Source organism: Zarconia navalis LEGE 11467, from assembly GCF_015207075.1.
GTDB classification, from domain to species: domain Bacteria; phylum Cyanobacteriota; class Cyanobacteriia; order Cyanobacteriales; family Geitlerinemataceae; genus Zarconia; species Zarconia navalis.
Genome location: NZ_JADEXN010000391.1, coordinates 2,501 through 5,444, shown reverse-complemented (window position 1 = coordinate 5,444; position 2,944 = coordinate 2,501). Strand labels below are relative to the sequence as shown.

Genomic DNA, 2,944 nt, shown 5'->3' with positions numbered 1-2,944 from the left:
TTTCTCCAAAATATTTCCCAAAAAGGGTTGACAGGAATTGGGAGGGTCGTGTTATGTTAGTAAAGCGCTGAGGGGGACGAGAGGAACCCAAAGCCAACCGAACCTTCACAACTGAATCGTTTGAAAGTTTGAGAGAGCTATTTAATAGCACCCAATCCTTGTCAATTCAAATTAAATTGGGGTTATCAAGCAGTTTAGCGAAGATAACTCCAAACGTCAACTCATAAGAGCCGAGACTCTTCAAAACGGAGAGTTTGATCCTGGCTCAGGATGAACGCTGGCGGCGTGCCTAACACATGCAAGTCGAACGGGCTCTTCGGAGCTAGTGGCGGACGGGTGAGTAACGCGTGAGAATCTGCCTTGAGGATGGGGACAACAGAGGGAAACCGCTGCTAATCCCCAATATGCCGGAAGGTGAAAAGGAGAAATCCGCCTTGAGAGGAGCTCGCGTCCGATTAGCTAGTTGGTGTGGTAAAAGCATACCAAGGCGACGATCGGTAGCTGGTCTGAGAGGACGAGCAGCCACACTGGGACTGAGACACGGCCCAGACTCCTACGGGAGGCAGCAGTGGGGAATTTTCCGCAATGGGCGAAAGCCTGACGGAGCAACGCCGCGTGGGGGAAGAAGGTTTTTGGATTGTAAACCCCTTTTCTCAGGGAAGAAGTTCTGACGGTACCTGAGGAATAAGCCTCGGCTAACTCCGTGCCAGCAGCCGCGGTAATACGGAGGAGGCAAGCGTTATCCGGAATTATTGGGCGTAAAGCGTTCGTAGGTAGCCATTCAAGTCTGCTGTCAAAGACCCGGGCTTAACTCGGGAAAGGCAGTGGAAACTGAATAGCTAGAGTGCGGTAGGGGTAGAGGGAATTCCCGGTGTAGCGGTGAAATGCGTAGATATCGGGAAGAACACCGGCGGCGAAAGCGCTCTACTGGGCCGCAACTGACACTGAGGGACGAAAGCTAGGGGAGCGAATGGGATTAGATACCCCAGTAGTCCTAGCTGTAAACGATGGAGACTAGGTGTAGCCTGTATCGACCCGGGCTGTGCCGTAGCTAACGCGTTAAGTCTCCCGCCTGGGGAGTACGCACGCAAGTGTGAAACTCAAAGGAATTGACGGGGGCCCGCACAAGCGGTGGAGTATGTGGTTTAATTCGATGCAACGCGAAGAACCTTACCAGGGCTTGACATGTCGCGAATCTTGCTGAAAGGTGAGAGTGCCTACGGGAGCGCGAACACAGGTGGTGCATGGCTGTCGTCAGCTCGTGTCGTGAGATGTTGGGTTAAGTCCCGCAACGAGCGCAACCCTCGTTTTTAGTTGCCATCATTAAGTTGGGCACTCTAGAGAGACTGCCGGTGATAAACCGGAGGAAGGTGGGGATGACGTCAAGTCAGCATGCCCCATATGTCCTGGGCGACACACGTACTACAATGGTGGGGACAACGGGCAGCCAACTCGCGAGAGCGCGCTAATCCCTAAAACCCTGCCTCAGTTCAGATTGCAGGCTGCAACTCGCCTGCATGAAGGAGGAATCGCTAGTAATCGCAGGTCAGCATACTGCGGTGAATCCGTTCCCGGGCCTTGTACACACCGCCCGTCACACCATGGAAGTTGGCCATGCCCGAAGTCATTACTCTAACCTTTCGAGGAGGAGGGTGCCGAAGGCAGGGCTGATGACTGGGGTGAAGTCGTAACAAGGTAGCCGTACCGGAAGGTGTGGCTGGATCACCTCCTTATAGGGAGACCCATTGGGAGGATGAAGGAGATATTTATTAATCCCTTCACCAACCGAAACATCCCAAGGTCGTGCAAGGATTGAACTCATCGAACTTTCAGACGAGAAGGTTTCGGAACTTAAGTGATTTCCGAAATGGGCTATTAGCTCAGGTGGTTAGAGCGCACCCCTGATAAGGGTGAGGTCCCTGGTTCGAGTCCAGGATGGCCCACCTCAACTCAAATTATTCATTTGAGTCCGAGATGGGGGTATAGCTCAGTTGGTAGAGCGCTGCCTTTGCAAGGCAGATGTCAGCGGTTCGAGTCCGCTTACCTCCACCAGGAATATCTAACTCGAAATCGCGAGAAACAATTCAGCACCATCTTTAAAAGTTCTCAATTAGAACTTTCTAAAGAGACTGCTGGAGAAATCTCCAGCCCGAACCATGAAAACTGCATAGTCACTGAATTAAAGTCAGGAAAGTCCGTAAAATCAACGAGACTCACAAAGATTTTATTCTATTCAAGCCCAAAAAAAGTAGTGGTCAAGCTACCAAGGGCTAACGGTGAATACCTAGGCACACAGAGGCGAAGAAGGACGTGGCGACCGACGAAACGCTCCGAGGAGCTGGAAGCAAGCTTAGATCCGGAGATGTCCGAATGGGGCAACCCTATATACAGTTAGTTGAATCCATAGACTAGCATGAGCCAACCGGGCGAACTGAAACATCTTAGTAACCCGAGGAAGAGAAAGAAACCTCGATTCCCTTAGTAGCGGCGAGCGAAGCGGGAACAGCCTAAACCCAGGGTAATTATCCTGGGGGTCGTGGGACAGTCATCAGAGACTCAAAGAGTTAGACGAAGCGGTTGAAAGCCGCACCAAAGAAGGTGAAAGTCCTGTAGTTAAAAACGGCTTTGTACTCGATTGTATCCCGAGTAGCACGGGTCTCGTGAAACCCCGTGTGAATCCGCGAGGACCACCTCGTAAGGCTAAATACTCCTGTGTGACCGATAGCGAAACAGTACCGTGAGGGAAAGGTGAAAAGAACCCCGGGAGGGGAGTGAAATAGAACATGAAACCGTTAGCCTACAAGCAGTGGGAGGACGATTAAACGTCTGACCGCGTGCCTGTTGAAGAATGAGCCGGCGAGTGATAGGTCGTGGCAGGTTAAGGCGAATATAGCCGCAGCCATAGCGAAAGCGAGTCCGAATAGGGCGTTTTCAGTCACGGTTT

2 tRNA genes and 2 rRNA genes (1 of these 4 only partly in view) are annotated in these 2,944 nt (G+C 51.8%); all 4 read left to right on the top strand.

What is annotated here, in order from left to right:
• The first annotated feature begins 242 nt into the window (after window positions 1-242).
• Window positions 243-1,733, top strand: a 16S ribosomal RNA gene (locus tag IQ235_RS17750).
• Window positions 1,734-1,869: 136 nt separating this feature from the next.
• A tRNA-Ile gene (locus IQ235_RS17745) sits at window positions 1,870-1,943 on the top strand.
• Window positions 1,944-1,976: 33 nt separating this feature from the next.
• Window positions 1,977-2,052: transfer RNA gene (locus IQ235_RS17740), tRNA-Ala, on the top strand.
• Window positions 2,053-2,253: 201 nt separating this feature from the next.
• Window positions 2,254-2,944: ribosomal RNA gene (locus tag IQ235_RS17735) — 23S ribosomal RNA — on the top strand (it continues 2,197 nt past the right edge of the window).
• Together the 16S and 23S rRNA genes with 2 tRNA genes alongside form the textbook arrangement of a ribosomal RNA operon.